We start from the raw sequence: 17530 nt of genomic DNA on the forward strand, positions 1-17530 counted from the left end.
TTCAGCACGCCGTCCCGCTTTGCGGGCGACGGGCTGTGCCCTCTGCCTAGAAGGAAGTAAGTTGCGCTACGACGTCGCGATAATTGGAGGTGGCAACGCTGCATTGACGGCAGCCGTGACGGCGCGTGAAGCGGGGGCCTCGGTTCTTGTGATCGAGCATGCGCCGCGCGCCATGCGCGGCGGCAACAGTCGTCACACACGCAATATGCGTACGATGCACGAACGTCCCCTGTCGCCGTTGACCGGTGAATATTCGGCGGACGAATATTGGAATGATCTTGTCCGCGTCACGGGGGGGCGCACCGACGAAGAACTCGCGCGGCTCGTTATCCGCAACACCACCGACGCTATTCCCTTCATGACGCGCTGCGGTGTGCGTTTCCAGCCCTCGCTGTCGGGCACGCTGAGTTTATCGCGAACCAACGCATTCTTCCTTGGCGGCGGGAAGGCGCTTGTAAACGCATATTACGCCACGGCCGAACGGCTAGGCGTCGATATTCTCTATGATTCTGAGGTGACCGAGATCAACCTTCAGCAAGGCGTCGTGCAGCGTCTGCAATTGCGCAGCCGGGGATTCCCTGTCGAAGTGGAAGCCAAGGCTGCCATCGCCTCGTCCGGAGGATTCCAGGCAAATCTTGACTGGCTCTCAAGCGCATGGGGGCCTGCTGCGGCGAACTTCATCGTACGGGGCACGCCATATGCGACTGGCACGGTGCTCAAGAACCTGTTGGAGCAAGGCGTCGCCTCGGTGGGAGATCCAACCCAATGCCATGCTGTCGCGATCGATGGGCGAGCGCCCAAATACGACGGCGGCATCGTCACACGACTGGACTGCGTTCCCTTCTCGATCGTCGTCAACAAGGACGCCTTGCGCTTCTACGATGAAGGCGAAGATGTGTGGCCGAAGCGTTACGCCATATGGGGTCGCTTGGTGGCACAGCAGCCTGATCAGATCGCTTTCAGCATAATCGATCGGCAGGCCGAAGACCTCTTCATGCCGTCAGTGTTCCCCCCCGTGCAAGCGGACACGATCGCGGGTCTGGCCGAGAAACTCGGTCTGAATCCCGTAACCCTGGAACGCACGGTGGCCGAATTCAACGCCGCATGCGTGCCCGGCGAATTCGGCGGCCAAGATCTCGACGACCTCCACACCGAGGGAATCGAACCAAGGAAATCCAACTGGGCCCGACCGATTATTGTGCCCCCGTTCAGCGCCTATCCTCTCCGGCCCGGGATCACCTTCACCTATCTCGGCGTCAAGGTAGACAGCCGTGCGCGGGTCATCATGGAGACAGGTGAGCCGACAAAAAACCTGTTTGCTTCGGGGGAAATCATGGCGGGCAGCATTCTCGGCCAAGGTTATCTCGCTGGATTTGGAATGGCGATTGGTACCGTATTCGGCCGCATCGCGGGTTGGGAGGCCGCACGTCATGCAGGATTTTGATCTCGTAAAAATGCTGTCTGACTTGCCGTCGGCGCCGGAGCTGGAAGCCAAGCGCGTTATGGAGGTGTGCAACGCGTGCCGCTATTGCGAAGGGTTCTGCGCGGTATTTCCTGCAATGACCTTGCAGCGTCATTTCGCCAGCGGCGATCTCAGCCACCTCGCCAATCTCTGCCACTCGTGCCAAGGTTGCTATTACGCCTGCCAATACGCCCCTCCGCATGAGTTCGGAATAAACGTTCCAAAGGCGCTGTCGGAGTTGCGGCTCGAGAGCTACGAGCAGCATGCTTGGCCCCGGCCGGTCGCCGCTCTCTATCGCAAGAATGCGCTCATCATTTCCATCTTGTCGGCGGCATGCATAACCGGCGTCCTTCTGCTTGCCGCCATCTTCAACGGGGATGCACTTTTCGCGAAACACGCATCGGTGCCCGGCGGCGGGTTTTACAACGTTATTCCTTATCAGGCGATGATTGCCGTCGCGGCGACCACATTTCTTTATTCCGCGCTGGCGCTGGCGATCAGTCTCGTTCGCTTTTCGCGGACGATCGGTCTGGGAATTAAGGTTCTTTATCAGCACGTGCCGGTTCTTCGGGCGCTACGCGATGCGGCGACTCTGCGATATCTCGGCGGCAGCGACGGCGAGGGGTGTAACGACGCGGACGAGACATTTTCGACGACCCGGCGAAAATTTCATCACGCCCTTGCCTATGGCTTCGGACTTTGTTTCGCGGCCACAGCCACGGGCACGATCTACGATCATATGTTCGGCTGGCCGGCGCCCTATGCGCTTTTCAGCTTGCCGGTCGTCCTAGGGACCGTTGGGGGGATCGGAATGGTCGTGGGCGCGATCGGCCTACTCTGGCTCAAGCTGGCCGGCGAAGACGCTCCTCGATCACCGGCACTGCTTGGGCCGGATGTTGCCCTGTTGGTGCTTCTGCTTGCCATAGCGGCAACGGGCCTCCTCCTTTTAGCGGTCCGCAGCACCGAAGTCATGGGCGTCGCGCTCGCCGTCCATCTCGGCGTCGTCTTGGCCTTCTTTTTGGTGATGCCATACAGCAAATTTGTCCACGGTATCTTCAGGCTCACGGCTCTCGTGCGCCATCATGCTGACCGCGAGGCAAGTAATGGCTTCGCCTCCAGCCCTCCCACGAAAAAGGGTTAAACAATGGAACATATGAAGTCCGTTCGCGATCGCAGTAGCGTCATGCAGATCGTGAGAGTGGCGAGTGGCAACTGTCTCGAGCAATATGATTTCTTCGTTTACGGCTTCTATGCGGCATATATTGCGAGAAGCTTTTTTCCGACCGGCGATAACGCGACATCGCTCATGCTTTCATTGGCCACTTTTGGCGCTGGTTTCCTCATGAGGCCCTTGGGGGCGATTTTTCTCGGGTCCTACATCGATCGCGTCGGGCGTCGGAAAGGCCTGATCGTGACACTCGCGATCATGGCCGTCGGAACCCTCACCATTGCGATGACTCCAAGCTATGAGGCAATTGGATTACTCGCACCGGTTATCGTGCTCGTCGGGCGACTTTTGCAGGGTTTTTCCGCTGGAGCAGAGTCGGGTGGCGTCTCAGTGTACTTGGCGGAAATTGCGTCGCCCAAATCGAGAGGCTTCTTCACCTCGTGGCAGTCTGCCAGCCAGCAGGTGGCCGTCATGATCGCCGCCGCGATCGGTCTTGCGCTGCAATCAACGCTTTCACCGGAGCAAATGAACGACTGGGGATGGCGGGTGCCCTTGTTGATCGGATGCTTGATTATCCCCGTGATACTCTGGCTGCGCCGGTCTCTCCCGGAAACGAAAGCCTATCTCCACATGGAGCACAAGGCGCATTCGATCGGCGAATCCCTCCGCGAATTGCAACAGAGCTGGGGGCTGATCTTGACGGGCATGGCGATGTCGATCCTCACGACGACCACCTTTTACATGATTACCGCCTATACGCCGACATTTGGCGAGAAAGCACTCGGACTGAGCCCGCAAGATGTCCTGCTGGTTACCATCATGGTCGGCGTGTCGAACTTCCTGTGGCTTCCGATCGGGGGTGCTCTCTCGGATCGTATCGGTAGAACCCCGATCCTACTGGTCGTGCCGGTCACCGTTCTCGCCATCGCCTTTCCCCTGATGAGCTGGCTCGTCGCGGCACCGACATTCGGAGCGCTTGCAGCTGTTCTGCTGACTTTCTCCGCATGCTTTGGACTCTATAATGGGGCGCTCATCGCGAGACTCACCGAGATTATGCCTCCCGCCATTAGAACCCTTGGCTTCTCGCTGGCGTTCAGTCTCGCGACCTCGCTGTTCGGCGGCTTCACCCCATTGGTAAGTACGGCGCTAATCCACGCGACGGGCAGCAATTCCGCGCCTGCAATCTGGCTCTGTTTTGCGGCTTTCATCAGCTTCGTCGGTGTGGCCGCATCGACCCGGCTGAGCCGGCCAATCGCCGAAGGCGCCAGATAGGACAATCAGAGAATGCCCGTGCGGCAATGAAGCGAGATTCGGGCGGTAGGTGCGCTGGCGGCACCTCGCGAAGAGCCGTTGCGGACGGCTGAAACGATGATGGTATGAATGGGCTAAGACATGAGAGCAGTAGTTTACCGAAATGGCGAACTTGTCCTGGGGGCCTATGCTGATCCGATACCCGCCGCCGGGCAGGTGCTCGTCAAGACCAGAGCATGCGGCATCTGCGGATCTGACCTTCATTTTTGCGATCATGCGCAGGCGTTTACGAACCTTGCATCGCGGGCGGGTATCGCCTCTATGGAAGTTGATTTGTGTCGAGACATCGTTCTGGGGCATGAATTCTGTGGCGAGATTATGGAGTTCGGGCCCTCTGCGGATCGTCGCTTCAAACCCGGACAGCTTGTGTGCTCGCTGCCGCTGGCGATCGGTCCGACCGGAGCGCGGACGATTGGCTACTCGGATGAGTATCCCGGCGGGCTCGGCGAATATATGGTCCTCACGGAAGCGCTCTTGCTGCCTGTTCCGAACGGCCTTCCGGCGACCTGCGCGGCGTTGACGGAGCCGATGGCGGTGGGATGGCATGCCGTCGAGATCGCGCAGGTTCAACCACATCACATCCCTGTGGTGATCGGGTGCGGACCGGTCGGGTTGGCAGTCGTCGCTGCCCTGAAACATAAGCAAGTTGCTCCGATTATTGCGTCGGATCCATCGCCCGATCGGCGTGCTCTTGCTCTGCGGATGGGCGCCGACGCCGTTGTCGATCCGCGCGAAGAATCACCCTTTCGCCAGGCCGAGAAGATCGCACGCCCGGTCGGACAAGGTGGGGCCCTGTCCAGCTCATTGCTGTCAAAGTCTCAAATGATATTCGAATGCGTAGGGGTGCCGGGCATGCTTCGGCATGCGATGGACGGCGCGTCCGACGGGTCCGAGATCATGGTCGTTGGCGCATGCATGCAGCCGGACGCGATCGAGCCCATGATCGGGATGTTTAAAGCGCTCACGATCAAATTCTCGCGAACTTACACGGGTGAGGAATTCGCCGCGGTGCTTCACATGATAGGTGAGGGCGCACTCGACGTATCTCCGCTCGTTACCGATGTGATTGGCCTGTCCGATGTCCCGTCCGCGTTTGAGGCTCTACGGAGTCCAGGCGCCCAAGCAAAAGTGATTGTGGACCCTTGGCGCTGAGCCTGAGGATGCCAAGGGTGCGACGTTGGGCATCGTCAAAGAAGGCGACGTTGACCCGGTATGTGAACATCCCCATATTCTTCCGCAGCTGAAGCAGTTGGTAAACATGCCAAAATATGAACTGTAGTATTGCGTCGGGGTTCTCATTGTGGGGTTTGCCATTGTCATCGCTCGCACCCGGCGACAAAGATTAGATGTACTTCCGATAATCCGTGCTCTCGACCTGGCCTTCCTTCATATATTTCAGGACCTCTCCGACCATGCGTGCGGCGCGGATCGGGATCGGCAGGCGTTGGTTCATCTGGGTCGAGTTCCAGTTGATCTTCGTAAGAGAGAACACCTCCTCGGCTAACTGCGCCGCGGTACTATCGCAGGATCCGTGCGGGCATAGGAGCAGAGGGCGAGGATCATATTGCCCAGGATAGGTGCCGTAATAGGGCATGCTGCCATTGGTATAGAGCAGTCCGTTGCTACCGAGTTCCACGAAGGTCCCGCGCAGAACTGGATAATTGCCGTCGCGTAGCAGCTTCGCCGAATAGGATTCCTGTATCCATACCAAGTCCCGGAGCTCAGTTCCTGCCTCGTCGAGCGCTTCGAGGATGCCTTCGGCTTCCTCGTCCTTGAAGCGCGAGGTCTTGAGCACGATCACCCGGGCCGGAAGCGTCTTGTGGTGGGTCTTGTAAGCGGCGAGCACATTCTTGACGATATCGCGCGCATCGTCGCGCGTCATATAGGGATGCCGGCCTCGGCTTTCGGTGTGCGCACGCTTGCCTTTCAAGACGAATCCGCGACCGCGCTCGTCGAACATCTGCGCCGCGCTGGTGAAAAGCTGTTGTCCGCCAGCCTCGCGATAGAAGCTGATCCCGATATAGCAGGAAGTGAATTCGCCTTCCTTGGGCATGCGCCGCCAAGGGATGCGGCCGCTGCCCTTGTAGTAGAGCGTTGTCAGCAGGTTCCAACTGCGTCCAGCCAAGTCCTGGATATTGCGGGCACTGCTCTCCTTGATCTTCTGAGGGATCGCGACCTTGTCGTCGACGACATCTTCCCACACGATTTGGATCGGGAAGCTCAGACCCATTGCCCGTGCCTTCAGCATGCCGCGGAAGTTGGGGGCGTCCGTGCCACTGCTATCATCGGATTCCACCGTGCCGCTAGCGTCGACCTTCGCGTTCCAGACCCGCTCAAGCAGCCGAACCGGCAAGGTGATTATGGCGACGTCAGGACGATGTCCGCCTTCGTCGAGGGATCGGAGTTCGGCAATAATCTCGTCGACCGCCATTTCAACAGCGCGTTCGTGATCCGGCTCTTTGGCGATCTTGTCGAGCTTGCTCTGCGAAAGAGCTGCTGTCGCACCATCCTCGATCTCGAAACGGCATCGATAGGGACTCTGGTTGCCCAAGCCAGGGAAGGCTGGATGCATGTTCGGATGCTTTTCGGACTTTCCCTCGATACCCTTTGACGCGGTGTCGAGGAATTTCTGGGTGTCCTCGATCGTCTTGGCGCTTCCGACAACGCCGATCTTGATGACGTCGCCCACATAGGGCTGTAGCGGCCCCGCTTCGAAAAGCCCGAGCCGGGGGTCGGGATGATGATGATGGTCGCCAAACTCGAGCTCGGGCTCCGCGAAGACTCGGGTGTCAAAGGTGCTCACGCGAAAAGATCCGCGGGCGTTTCGATAACTTCCGGCTTCTTCTGTCCACCGCCCCAGCCATCATCTGGCACGCGTGTTTCAAGCTCAACGGTCGGCGGTTCGCCAAATTGCAGCCTCGGCTCGGTCGCCGATACGATGCCGAACAGGCCGTTGGCATCGCGTTCGGCGGCACGATCAGCCTGAGTCAGGTGGCGGTGCCACATGATCACCTGGCCGCGCAATGCCGCGCTTTTGTCGAGGCGCTTCTTACCGGCGAGCAACGCACTGGGGTAGGAGTGCGGCGTGAAGCCGTTGGTGGTGAAGAAATATGTGGGTGAGATTATCAGGTACCAGATGTCGCCCAGCCGTTCGAAACGCGGCGTGAACGCATGGTGTCGGACAAAAGAGACTTTGCCTTCCTCTTTGTCGCTCATGGCCACCGTAACGACGTCGGCGTCGGTCTTCTTTTTCACGGAATCGTAAGCGAAATTCCGCGGCGCGTCCGCTTCGATGGCACGAAAATAAAGGATCTTGCGATCTTTGCTCCAGTTCAGATCCTCACGCGTCTGATGGCGGAGAGCTTGGCGCAACAGGTGCATGAAACGGTTCTGTTCATCGGCGTCATCGTGAAATGCCAGATCGGCTGTGTCGATGGCGTCCACTTGGTCTACGTCGATGATCTCGCGGCAGCAGGAGGTGCGTGGGTCATGGAACGACCAGAAACTTCCGCCAGAAATGGACCAGTCGAACCGTGCGGGCTCGTCGCCGTCCAGCAGGATCGCCGTCGCCCGCCTGCCGTTATAGGGCGTCGACGAAACATACATTTCGGCCGGGAGTTTGATGGGCAGGATGTTGACCAGTGCTTGCTCGCCACCGCCAAGGGCAGGGACGTAGTAGCCGAAGCCCGCCTTCGGAACCGTCAACCCGGCGAGGCGGTTCACCGTACTATTGTCCAACACGTCGAGGGTCTTGTCTATTTGAAGGCGGCGATCATTCTGGCCGTGGTCGCGCGAGACTTCCTTCCAATAGAAGCTGTCGTCGGACCTGCGGTAGAAGACAACGATCACCGGCAGGTTCGGCCCTTTCCAATAATCGAGATCCTGCATTCGAAGGAGGTAGGTGAAACCCTCGTCGGTTTCCGAGGCATACCGGCCCTCATCCGTCGATTTGACTTGCACCGCGATCATACGAGCCAACGGGCGCCCGTTCTCCATCACCTCAGCGATGCCATCCACACCAGCCTCCAGCCGAGATCGTCCGTCAAACTGGAAGCCCATAGTCAGAAAGCGGCCGCGGACCGCATTCTCCCCAATCTCGCCGATGATCTGATTTCGTGTAAGGAACTTAGGCATGCATCTACCAAGTTAGAACATTTGAAGAACTTTTGATAGCAGATTCGACATGGCAAATCGGTGAGCGACCGCCAACCCGCCTGACATGCCCCAAGATCGCACCGATAGTGAGATGCGCGTGACGAGAAAACCGAAACAAGCTGGACGACCCGCGACTATTGCGCTGAAATGCATGTTGCTGGATTGATGGCCGATCTTGGCTGAAACGTCTGTTTTCCGCATCGCGATCAAGGCTTTGACATGATTGCGACCTATTCGGACGGGGATGGAACCATCGTTCGTCAGATTCAGGTGAAGAGCAAGTATCCTACCTAAGGCAAGACCGATAAGGCGCGCTACGGCTACCGGTCGCTTCGTGTCATTTCATAAGTGCTTACAGCGAATGTCAACTTACCGCGATCTCCGTCTGAAAGCGGTCTGGCCGCAAGCGGCCAATTTTGGCAAAAAACGGACGCATCTGAGAGCGGACCGGCCGTTTTTGGGCAGTGGAAGCGGACGTCCAACTGCGTTTGATTTCCCTGATATTTGCCATGAATTCCTCCTGCCGCACCGAACGGCAGAGTAGGTTCGATAATTGCAAACAGGCGCGTTGACCCCACATCATTTGGCGGGCGGGAAGAGCGGACGTCGGGCGGACACCGGCGAAGCAGTGTAGCGGCAATTCTTCTCGACCCCATTCGATGCGATTCTCTCCGGATCAGGACGCCCCCGTCCTCCCGGAGCTGAATCGTGACCCCTACCAAGCTGCTCATCGGCCAAATCCTCGTCGTGTTCGCGATCGTCATCCTGGGCGTGTGGGCCGCGACGCAATGGTGTGCCGCGCAGCTTGGCTATCAGCCGCAGCTTGGAAACGCATGGTTCACCCTGTTCGACATGCCCATCTATTGGCCGTGGGCGATATTCCCGTGGTGGTATCGCTACGAAGCCTATGCGCCAGAGGTGTTCGACAAGGCCGGGATGATCGCCGGAGCCAGCGGCTTTCTTGGCTGCGCGTCCGCCATTGCCGGGTCGCTCTGGCGCGCGCGCCAGTCGCGCCACGTCACGACATATGGTTCGGCGCGCTGGGCGACGAAGCGCGAAATCGACCGCGCCGGACTGCTCAGCGACAGCGGCGTCTTTCTCGGCCGCAAGCGGTGGCGCTACCTTCGCCACGACGGCCCGGAGCATGTCATGGCCTTCGCGCCGACGCGCTCGGGCAAAGGGGTCGGCCTTGTCATCCCGACCCTGCTGAGCTGGACCGGCTCGGCTATCATCCACGACATCAAGGGCGAGAACTGGCAGCTCACAGCGGGCTGGCGCGCGCGCTTCTCGCATGTCCTGCTGTTCAACCCGACCGATCCGCGTTCGGCCAAATATAATCCGCTGCTGGAGGTCAGGAAGGGCGCGAACGAGGTTCGCGATGTTCAGAACATCGCGGATATTCTCGTCGATCCCGAGGGCGCGCTGGAACGGCGCAACCACTGGGAAAAGACCAGCCACAGCCTACTGGTCGGCGCGATCCTCCACATCCTCTATGCCGAGGAAGAAAAGACCCTCGCGCGGGTCGCGACCTTCCTGTCCGATCCGCAGCGGCCGTTCGTGACGACCCTGCGCCGGATGATGACCACCAATCACCTCGGCACGAAGGACACGCCACAGGTTCATCCCGTTGTCGCCAGCGCGGCGCGCGAGGTGCTGAACAAGAGCGAGAACGAACGCTCGGGCGTCCTCTCCACCGCCATGTCGTTTCTCGGCCTCTATCGCGATCCGACCGTCGCGGTCGTCACGTCGCGCTGCGACTGGCGCATCGCCGATCTCGTCGAGGGCGACCATCCCGCCTCGCTCTATCTGGTCATTCCGCCATCGGACATTTCGCGGACGAAGCCGCTCGTGCGCCTGGTCCTCAATCAGATCGGGCGCCGGCTGACAGAGAAGCTGGACGCTGACGGCGCACAGGGGCGCAAGCACCAGCTTCTGATGATGCTCGACGAGTTCCCGGCGCTCGGGCGGCTGGACTTCTTCGAGACGAGCCTGGCCTTCATGGCGGGCTACGGTGTCCGCGCTTTTTTGATCGCCCAATCACTCAACCAGATCGAGAAGGCGTATGGCGAGCATAATAGCATCCTCGATAACTGCCACGTCCGCGTCGCCTTCGCGACCAACGACGAGCGGACGGCCAAACGGATTTCCGATGCACTCGGCGTCGCGACCGAACAGCGCGCAATGCGCAACTATGCCGGGCATCGCCTCGCGCCCTGGCTCGCGCACGTCATGGTCAGCCGGCAGGAAACCGCGCGCCCGCTGCTGACGCAGGGCGAGGTCATGCAGCTTCCGCCTGCCGATGAGCTGGTGCTGATATCGGGATTGGCACCGATCCGGGCGAAGAAGCTGCGCCACTTCAAGGATCGCAATTTCACGGCGCGTGTGATGCCGCCGCCCGCACTTGCCAATGGCGACTATCCTGATCGCCCGAAGGGTCGCCCCGATGACTGGACGGGGCTGGTCAGCGCCACGGATAACAGGCTCGGCAAGGCGGATGAGGAATCCGGCGCCGACGAGGACGGCGGGTTGCAGCAGCAGCGGCATCCCGGCCTTGGCGACGAAGCGGCGAAAAAGCCCGAAACGCCCAAGCAGCTCGATCTGCTCGGGCTCGATCGCGACGACGCCGATCCGGTTTCGGACAAAGTTGCCATGGACCGGGCTGGCACAACCGGCACGCTGATCCGCGCGCACAGCATCAATCAGGGTCGCGATAGCGACACGCTGCCGAGCTTCTGACGATGGCCGCGACCAAACCCAGGCGCATTCGCTACCAGCTTTTCTTGCTGGAGGAGTTGAGTCAGCGTTTCGAGGCGCTAGCGGCAGCGCCCGGCGCGTCCAAGTCGGCGATCCTGACCGACGCGCTCACCGCCTGGCTGAACCGGCAGGCGGCAAGCGAGCTCGAAAACCGCTTCAATCACCGGCTCGACCGCATGTCGATGGCGCTCGGGCGCATCGAGCGCGACGGCCACATCCTGCTCGAAAGCCTCGCGCTGTTCATCCGCTACGAACTGATGGTGCAGGCACCGCTTCCCGACGCCGACGAGGCGGCGCGCGCGATCGGCCGCGACCGCTTCGAGGCATTCGTTACCCGCGTGGGCGAGGCGCTGGCGAGCGGCCAGCGCACCTTTGCCGCACCCCCGACAGACAATGGAGGCTCAAGATGAGCGACGCGCTTTCTTCTGATCGCCGCCGCGCGATGCTCCGCACCGCTATGGGACCGGGCATCGCCGCCGCGCTGTCCGACCCCGCCGTTATCGAGATCATGGTGAACCCCGATGGGGGCTTGCGGCTCGATCGGCTCGGCGAGGGCCGTATCGACACCGGCGCCCGCTACGACTCGGCGCAGATCGAACGCATCATTCGGCTGGTTGCGAGCCACGCGCGAACCGAGGCCCATGCGGCGGCGCCAATCATTTCGGCCGAACTTCCGCCGCACGGCGAAGGTGCGGGCGAGCGGTTCGAGGGCGTCCTGCCGCCCGTCAGCCTCGCACCCTGCTTCTCGATCCGAAAGCCCGCCGCGCGCATTTATACGCTGCTCGATTATGTGAACGACGGCATCCTGCCCGCCGATACGGCGCGGCTGCTGTCGATGGCGGTCGTCGAACGGCGGAACATCCTGGTCGCGGGCGGCACATCATCGGGCAAGACGACGCTCGCCAATGCGCTACTCGCCGAAATGGCCGGCCTCGATGAGCGCGTCATCATCATAGAGGACACGCGCGAGCTTCAATGCGCCGCGTCCGATGTCGTCGCGCTCCGCACCCGCGTGATCGGCCCGACCGAAGCCGGCGCGGTCACGATGGCCGATCTCGTTCGCTCGACGCTTCGGCTGCGTCCCGACCGCATCATCGTCGGCGAGGTTCGCGGGCGCGAGGCGCTCGACATGCTCAAGGCATGGAACACCGGGCATCCGGGCGGCATCGCGACCGTCCATGCGAACAGCGCGGTCGCCGCGCTCTACCGGCTCGAACAGCTTGTCCAGGAAAGCGTCGTCACCGTTCCGCGGCGACTGATTGCCGAAGCCATCGACATGATCGTCTTCATATCCGGGCGCGGCCTCGCCCGCCGCGTCGAGACCGTCGCGCGCGTCGGCGGCCTCGACGCGCAAGGCCATTACGCCGTCCACGACCTCACCCCCGATCAAAAAGGAGAATGACCATGCGGCTATCCCGCGTTCCCGATTGCCAATCTGCTCTGCTCACCACCGCGGCCATCGGACTCGGCCTTGCCCTTGGCGCCACGGCACATGCCGCCGGATCAGGGATGCCGTGGGAGGAGCCGCTGCAACAGGTCCTGGAATCGGTCCAAGGCCCGGTCGCCAAGATCGTCGCCGTCATCATCATTATCGTGACCGGGCTGACGCTGGCGTTCGGCGAAACGGCGGGTGGATTCCGCAAGCTCATCCAGATCATCTTCGGTCTGTCGATTGCGTTCGCGGCGTCGAGCTTCTTCCTGTCCTTCTTCTCCTTCGGCGGCGGGGCGCTGATCGCATGATCGGCCCAAACACCTACAACTCGCAGCACATGGAGGGCTTCGAGGCGCCGCTACACCGCGCGCTGGCCGAGCCTATCCTGCTCGGCGGCGCGCCGCGCACCATCGCGATCGTCAATGGCACGATCGCGGCCGCGCTCGGTCTCGGCCTCCAGCAATGGATTGCGGGCCTGGTGATGTGGGCGCTCGGCCACACGGTCGCGGTGTTCGCGGCGAAACGTGACCCCGATTTCGCGTCCGTTCTGGTGCGACACCTTCGCCAGCGGGGGTATCTGACATGCTGAACCTCAAGGAATATCGCAGCCGGGCGGACCGGCTTGCCGACCATCTGCCGTGGGCGGCGCTGGTCGCCCCCGGCGTGGTGCTCAACAAGGACGGCAGCTTCCAGCGCACCTTGCGCTTTCGCGGTCCGGACCTGGAATCCGCCACGGAAGCCGAACTGGTCGCCGCGTGCGCGCGGGCGAACAACGTCCTGAAGCGTTTCGGATCGGGTTGGGCTTTGCACTTCGAGGCCGAACGCCGCGAAGCCTTGGGCTATCCGGGCAGCGACTTTCCCGACCCGGCATCCTGGCTGGTCGATCAGGAGCGTGCGGCGGCGTTCGAGAGCGCGGGCGCCCATTTCGAGAGTCGCTATCATGTGACGCTCACCTTCCTGCCGCCGCCCGATCAGGCGGACACCGCGGGCCGCGCGCTGGTCGAGCGCAGCGAGGATGTGAAGGGCCGCGACTGGCGGCAGGTGCTCGCGAGCTTCGTCGCCGAGACCGATCGCGCGCTCGATCTCTTTTCGGGCTTCATGTCCGAGGTGCGGGCGCTGGACGACAGCGAGACGCTGACCTTCCTCCACGGCACGATCTCGCCGCGCCGTCATGCCGTCTCCGTGCCAGACACGCCCATGTATCTGGACGGCCTGCTTGCCGATACGCCGCTGACCGGCGGTCTCGAACCCATGCTGGGCGATGAACACCTCCGCACCCTGACGATCCTCGGCTTTCCGAATGTCAGCAGGCCGGGAATCCTCGACGCACTCAATCACGAGGATTTTGGCTACCGTTGGGTGACGCGCTTTATCGCGCTCGACAAGACCGACGCGACCAAGGCGCTCACGAAGCTCCGCCGGCAATGGTTCAACAAGCGCAAGTCGGTGACGGCGATGCTGCGTGAGGTCATCTACAATCAGCCCGCGCAGCTGCTCGATTCCGACGCCGACAACAAGATGCTCGATGCCGACATGGCCTTGCAGGCACTCGGCGGGGATCATGTCGCCTTCGGCCATCTGACTACGACGATCACGGTTGCCGACGAGGACCGGGGCCGCGTCGAAGAAAAGGTGCGTGCCGTCGAGCGCATCATCAATGGGCTCGGCTTCACTTGCATCCGCGAGAGCGTCAACGCTGTGGAGGCGTGGCTAAGTTCGCTGCCCGGTCACGTCTATGCCAATGTCCGGCAACCGATCGTCCACACGCTCAATCTCGCGCATCTGATGCCGCTGTCGAGCGTTTGGGCGGGACCGGCCCGCAACGCGCATTTGGGCGGCCCGCCCTTGCTCACTGCCGAAACCAGCGGATCGACACCGTTCCGGCTCAGCACTCATGTCGGCGACGTCGGCCATATGCTGATTGTCGGGCCGACGGGCGCGGGCAAATCTGTCCTCCTGGCGCTGCTCGCGCTCCAGTTCCGGCGTTACCCGGATTCCCAAGTCTATATCTTCGACAAGGGGTATTCCGCCCGCGCCGCGGTGCTGGCGATGGGCGGCACGCATCATGCGCTCGGCCTTGGCGGCGACAGCGGTCATGCTGACGACGAGGGTGGCCGCACCATCGCCTTTCAGCCGTTGCGCCATATCGACCGTGCTGACGAGCGGGCATGGGCGGCCGAGTGGATTGGCGCATTGCTCGCCCATGAATTGATCGTGGTGACGCCGGAGATCAAGGAAGCCGTCTGGTCGGCGCTGACGAACCTCGCGACCGCGCCGGTCGAGGAACGAACGCTCACCGGCCTGTCGCTGCTGCTGCAATCCGCCCCGCTGCGCTCCGCGCTGGCACCCTATACGCTCGAAGGGCCATTCGGCCGCCTGCTCGATGCCGCCGAGGACGATCTCGTGATTGCCGATGTCCAATGTTTCGAGACCGAGGCGCTGATGGGCCAGGCGGGCGTCGTCGCCCCCGTCCTGACATACCTGTTCCACCGGCTCGAAGAACGCTTCACCGGGCGGCCGACCCTGCTCATTCTCGATGAAGCCTGGGTGTTCCTCGACCACCCGCTGTTCGCGGCGCGCATCCGCGAATGGCTCAAGGTGTTGCGCAAAAAGAATGTGTCGGTGGTGTTCGCGACGCAATCGCTAGCCGACATTGCGGATTCCACCATCGCGCCTGCGATCATTGAATCCTGTCCACAGCGGATATTGCTGCCGAACGATCGGGCGATCGAGCCGCAATCGCGCTCCGCCTATGAGCGCTTTGGCCTCAACGACCGACAGATCGAGCTGGTCAGCCGCGCCGTGCCGAAGCGGCAATATTATCTGCAATCGGCGCGCGGCAATCGCCTGTTCGAGCTTGGGCTAGGCCCGATCGCGCTCGCGCTATGCGGGGCGTCCGATCCCGAGACGCAGAAGGCCATCGACAGGGTCCTGGTCAAACATGGCGTGGACGATTTCGCCGCGCACTTCCTGACCCAAGCCGGCCTTGCATGGGCGGCCGAGCTGCTTGGCCGATTCCCCGCCGTCCAACCTCCAGCAGAAAAGGAATAGCATCATGCCCCGCTTTCCCCTCCGCAAATATCTGATCGCGTCGGCGCTCGGCCTAAGCGCGGTCGGCGCCGCCATCGCCGGCGTCGGCATGACGAGTGTGCCGGCCTCCGCGCAGATCAGCGTGTTCGACCCGACCAACTACCGGCAGAACCTGCTCACGGCCGCTCGGACGCTCCAACAGGTCAACCAGCAGATCCAGTCGCTTCAAAACGAAGCGCAGATGCTCATCAACCAGGGCAAGAATCTCGCGCGTATCGACTTTCCGCAGCTCGACGAGCTTCGCCGGACGCTCGGCGAGATCGACAAGCTGATGGGGCAAGCGCAGGGCATCGACTTCCGCGTCGATCATCTGGGCGAGCAATTTCGCCGACAGTTCCCCGACAGCTTCGCGTCGGTGATGAAGCGCGACCAGCGGCTTGCGGTCGCCAAGCAGCGGCTCGATAATGAAATGGCGTCTTTCCGGCAGACAATGGCGGTGCAGAGCGGCATCGTCGAGAATGTCCGCGACGACACGCAGGCGCTCGCGGCGATTGTTGCCAAGAGCCAGGGCGCCGAAGGCAGTTTGCAGGCGCAACAAGCCACCAATCAGCTTCTCGCGCTAGCGACCAAGCAGCAGTTCCAGCTTCAGACCCTGATGGCGGCGCAGTTCCGAAAGGAATCGCTCGAAGCCGCGGCGCGCGGACAGAGCGCACGCGAGGCGCGCGCCCGAACGAACCGATTCCTCGGCGACGGCAAGGCCTACACGCCGCGCCAGTGAGCTTGGGCGGCGCTGCGCCCCAGCTCCCCGGCGAGCGCCGTCCCGTCGTGGGGGCCGCATGGCTTCTCCTCTCCAGGCCAAAGCGGCTCCCGCGACACCCATTCCCTTTCCGCGAAGGAGTCTGCGCGTGCAGGATCTCAACGTCATCGACCAGTTCATGCAGGCGTTCATCACCTACATCGACAGCGGCTTCGGGCTGCTCGGCGGTGACGTTGGGTTCCTGACCACGGTCCTGATCGGCATCGACATCACACTCGCCGGCCTGTTCTGGGCGCTCGGCGGCGAGGATGATGTCATCGGCAAGTTCTTGAAGAAGATTCTCTATGTCGGCGCCTTTGCGCTGATCTTGAACAGTTTTCCGCTTCTCACCGACATCATCTTTCGCAGCTTCGCCGGGCTGGGACTGACCGCCGGCGGCAGCACGATCGGCGCGCAGGATCTGCTGATGCCCGGGCGACTCGCGGGAACCGGGTTCGACGCGGCCTGGCCTCTTCTCGTACAGGCGGCCGAGCTGGTCGGGCCGATCGATTTCTTCGACAATTTTGTCCAGATCGCGGTGCTGATGATCGCCTGGGTCATCGTCATCGCCGCTTTCTTCATTCTCGCGATCCAGCTCTTCATCACGATATTGGAGTTCAAGCTGACGAGCCTTGCCGGTTTCGTGCTGGTTCCCTTCGCCTTGTGGAACCGGACATCGTTCCTCGCCGAACGCGTGCTCGGCAATGTCGTCAGTTCTGGCATCAAGGTCATGGTATTGGCAGTCATTGTTGGCATTGGTTCCAATTATTTCACCGACTTCACCAGCGCGATCACCGGCGACGAGGTGTCGATCGAACAGGCGGTGTCGCTGATGCTCGCCAGCCTCGCACTGTTCGGGCTCGCGATCTTCGGCCCCGGCATCGCCTCCGGCCTCGTCGCGGGCGCACCGCAGCTTGGCGCGGGATCCGCGGTCGCGACCACGGCGCTCGCCGCGGGCGGCCTTGCGATGGGCGGCGGTGCCGCCGTCGCCGCCGCGCGTGGGTTGGGCGGCGCCGGTCTCGGCGCTGTTCGGGCCGGCACATCAATGGGCTCGGCAGCATCCACCGCCTACAAGCTCGGGCAGGAAACCTCGGGTTCCAACACCGTCGGCGCCGGTATCGGCGGCATGGCGAACGCCGCCAAAGGCGCCGCGGCCAACAGGATGCAGGGCGCCTTCGGCCTTCGCGCTGCCGCGACACGCGGTCAGCAAGCCGCCTGGGCTGCGGGAACCAGCGGAACGGCGTCAGCAGGAAGCGGCGAAGCGACGGCGGGCGCTGGCGGCACAACACCGCCCGCATGGGCGCAGAAGCTCCATTCCACCCAGGCCAGTCGTCACCGGCGTCAGATGGCGATTCACGCGATCCAGGCTGGTGACCGCGGCGGCGCAGGCATCACACCCGACATCAAGGAAAGGGACTAATA

At 62.0% G+C, this 17530-nt stretch carries 14 protein-coding genes; 12 read left to right on the forward strand and 2 right to left on the reverse strand.

The genetic code is table 11. The features are described from left to right. Positions 1–61: 61 nt before the first annotated feature. From tcuA to OJI97_RS12120, 4 genes are all read left to right on the forward strand, one after another. On the forward strand, positions 62–1444 hold the full coding sequence (gene tcuA, locus OJI97_RS12105) for an FAD-dependent tricarballylate dehydrogenase TcuA (protein ID WP_297663802.1): 1383 nt from the start codon (positions 62–64) through the stop codon (positions 1442–1444). Next, complete coding sequence (gene tcuB, locus OJI97_RS12110) at positions 1431–2603, forward strand: tricarballylate utilization 4Fe-4S protein TcuB (RefSeq protein WP_297663804.1); 1173 nt, start codon at positions 1431–1433, stop codon at positions 2601–2603. The genes tcuA and tcuB overlap by 14 nt, the downstream gene beginning before the upstream one ends. A gap of 3 nt (positions 2604–2606) precedes the next feature. Then, complete coding sequence (locus OJI97_RS12115) at positions 2607–3902, forward strand: MFS transporter (RefSeq protein ID WP_297663806.1); 1296 nt, start codon at positions 2607–2609, stop codon at positions 3900–3902. Between the two features lie 120 nt (positions 3903–4022). Continuing rightward, positions 4023–5093 (forward strand): zinc-binding dehydrogenase, encoded by a 1071-nt coding sequence (locus OJI97_RS12120; RefSeq protein WP_297663808.1) that lies wholly within the window; start codon positions 4023–4025, stop codon positions 5091–5093. A 190-nt stretch (positions 5094–5283) separates the two neighbouring features. Here OJI97_RS12120 and OJI97_RS12125 read toward each other — a convergent pair whose 3' ends face one another. Together OJI97_RS12125 and OJI97_RS12130 are read right to left on the reverse strand one after the other, a co-directional pair. Next, the gene (locus OJI97_RS12125) at positions 5284–6744 is read right to left on the reverse strand and encodes a hypothetical protein (RefSeq protein ID WP_297663809.1); all 1461 of its coding nucleotides are present in this window, start codon (positions 6742–6744) and stop codon (positions 5284–5286) included. Then, complete coding sequence (locus tag OJI97_RS12130; RefSeq protein ID WP_297663811.1) at positions 6741–8075, reverse strand: DUF4365 domain-containing protein; 1335 nt, start codon at positions 8073–8075, stop codon at positions 6741–6743. The genes OJI97_RS12125 and OJI97_RS12130 overlap by 4 nt, the downstream gene beginning before the upstream one ends. A 729-nt stretch (positions 8076–8804) precedes the next feature. Here OJI97_RS12130 and OJI97_RS12135 point away from each other — a divergent pair. The 8 genes from OJI97_RS12135 to trbL all read left to right on the forward strand — a co-directional run bounded on the left by OJI97_RS12135 (position 8805) and on the right by trbL (position 17528). After that, positions 8805–10832, forward strand: coding sequence for a conjugal transfer protein TraG (locus tag OJI97_RS12135; protein ID WP_297663813.1), 2028 nt, complete (start codon positions 8805–8807; stop codon positions 10830–10832). Between the two features lie 2 nt (positions 10833–10834). Continuing rightward, on the forward strand, positions 10835–11260 hold the full coding sequence (locus OJI97_RS12140; protein WP_297663815.1) for a CopG family transcriptional regulator: 426 nt from the start codon (positions 10835–10837) through the stop codon (positions 11258–11260). Next, entirely contained in the window at positions 11257–12252 is a 996-nt protein-coding gene (gene trbB / locus OJI97_RS12145) for a P-type conjugative transfer ATPase TrbB (protein ID WP_297663816.1), read from the forward strand. Before OJI97_RS12140 ends, trbB begins: the two co-directional genes overlap by 4 nt. A gap of 2 nt (positions 12253–12254) precedes the next feature. Next, complete coding sequence (locus tag OJI97_RS12150) at positions 12255–12590, forward strand: TrbC/VirB2 family protein (protein WP_297663818.1); 336 nt, start codon at positions 12255–12257, stop codon at positions 12588–12590. Beyond that, the gene (locus tag OJI97_RS12155; RefSeq protein WP_297663820.1) at positions 12587–12871 is read left to right on the forward strand and encodes a VirB3 family type IV secretion system protein; all 285 of its coding nucleotides are present in this window, start codon (positions 12587–12589) and stop codon (positions 12869–12871) included. The genes OJI97_RS12150 and OJI97_RS12155 overlap by 4 nt, the downstream gene beginning before the upstream one ends. Continuing rightward, positions 12865–15333: a conjugal transfer protein TrbE gene (gene trbE, locus OJI97_RS12160; protein WP_297663822.1), complete on the forward strand. Its 2469-nt coding sequence runs from the start codon at positions 12865–12867 to the stop codon at positions 15331–15333. Before OJI97_RS12155 ends, trbE begins: the two co-directional genes overlap by 7 nt. Before the next feature lie 4 nt (positions 15334–15337). Continuing rightward, positions 15338–16090 carry a P-type conjugative transfer protein TrbJ gene (gene trbJ / locus OJI97_RS12165; RefSeq protein WP_297663824.1) on the forward strand — a complete coding sequence of 251 codons (753 nt, stop codon included), beginning with the start codon at positions 15338–15340 and terminating at the stop codon, positions 16088–16090. A gap of 127 nt (positions 16091–16217) precedes the next feature. Then, positions 16218–17528, forward strand: a complete 1311-nt coding sequence (trbL, locus tag OJI97_RS12170; RefSeq protein ID WP_297663825.1) for a P-type conjugative transfer protein TrbL — start codon at positions 16218–16220, stop codon at positions 17526–17528. The last annotated feature ends 2 nt before the right edge of the window (positions 17529–17530 follow it).

The organism is Sphingopyxis sp., assembly GCF_025869345.1.
Classification (GTDB): Bacteria; Pseudomonadota; Alphaproteobacteria; order Sphingomonadales; family Sphingomonadaceae; genus Sphingopyxis.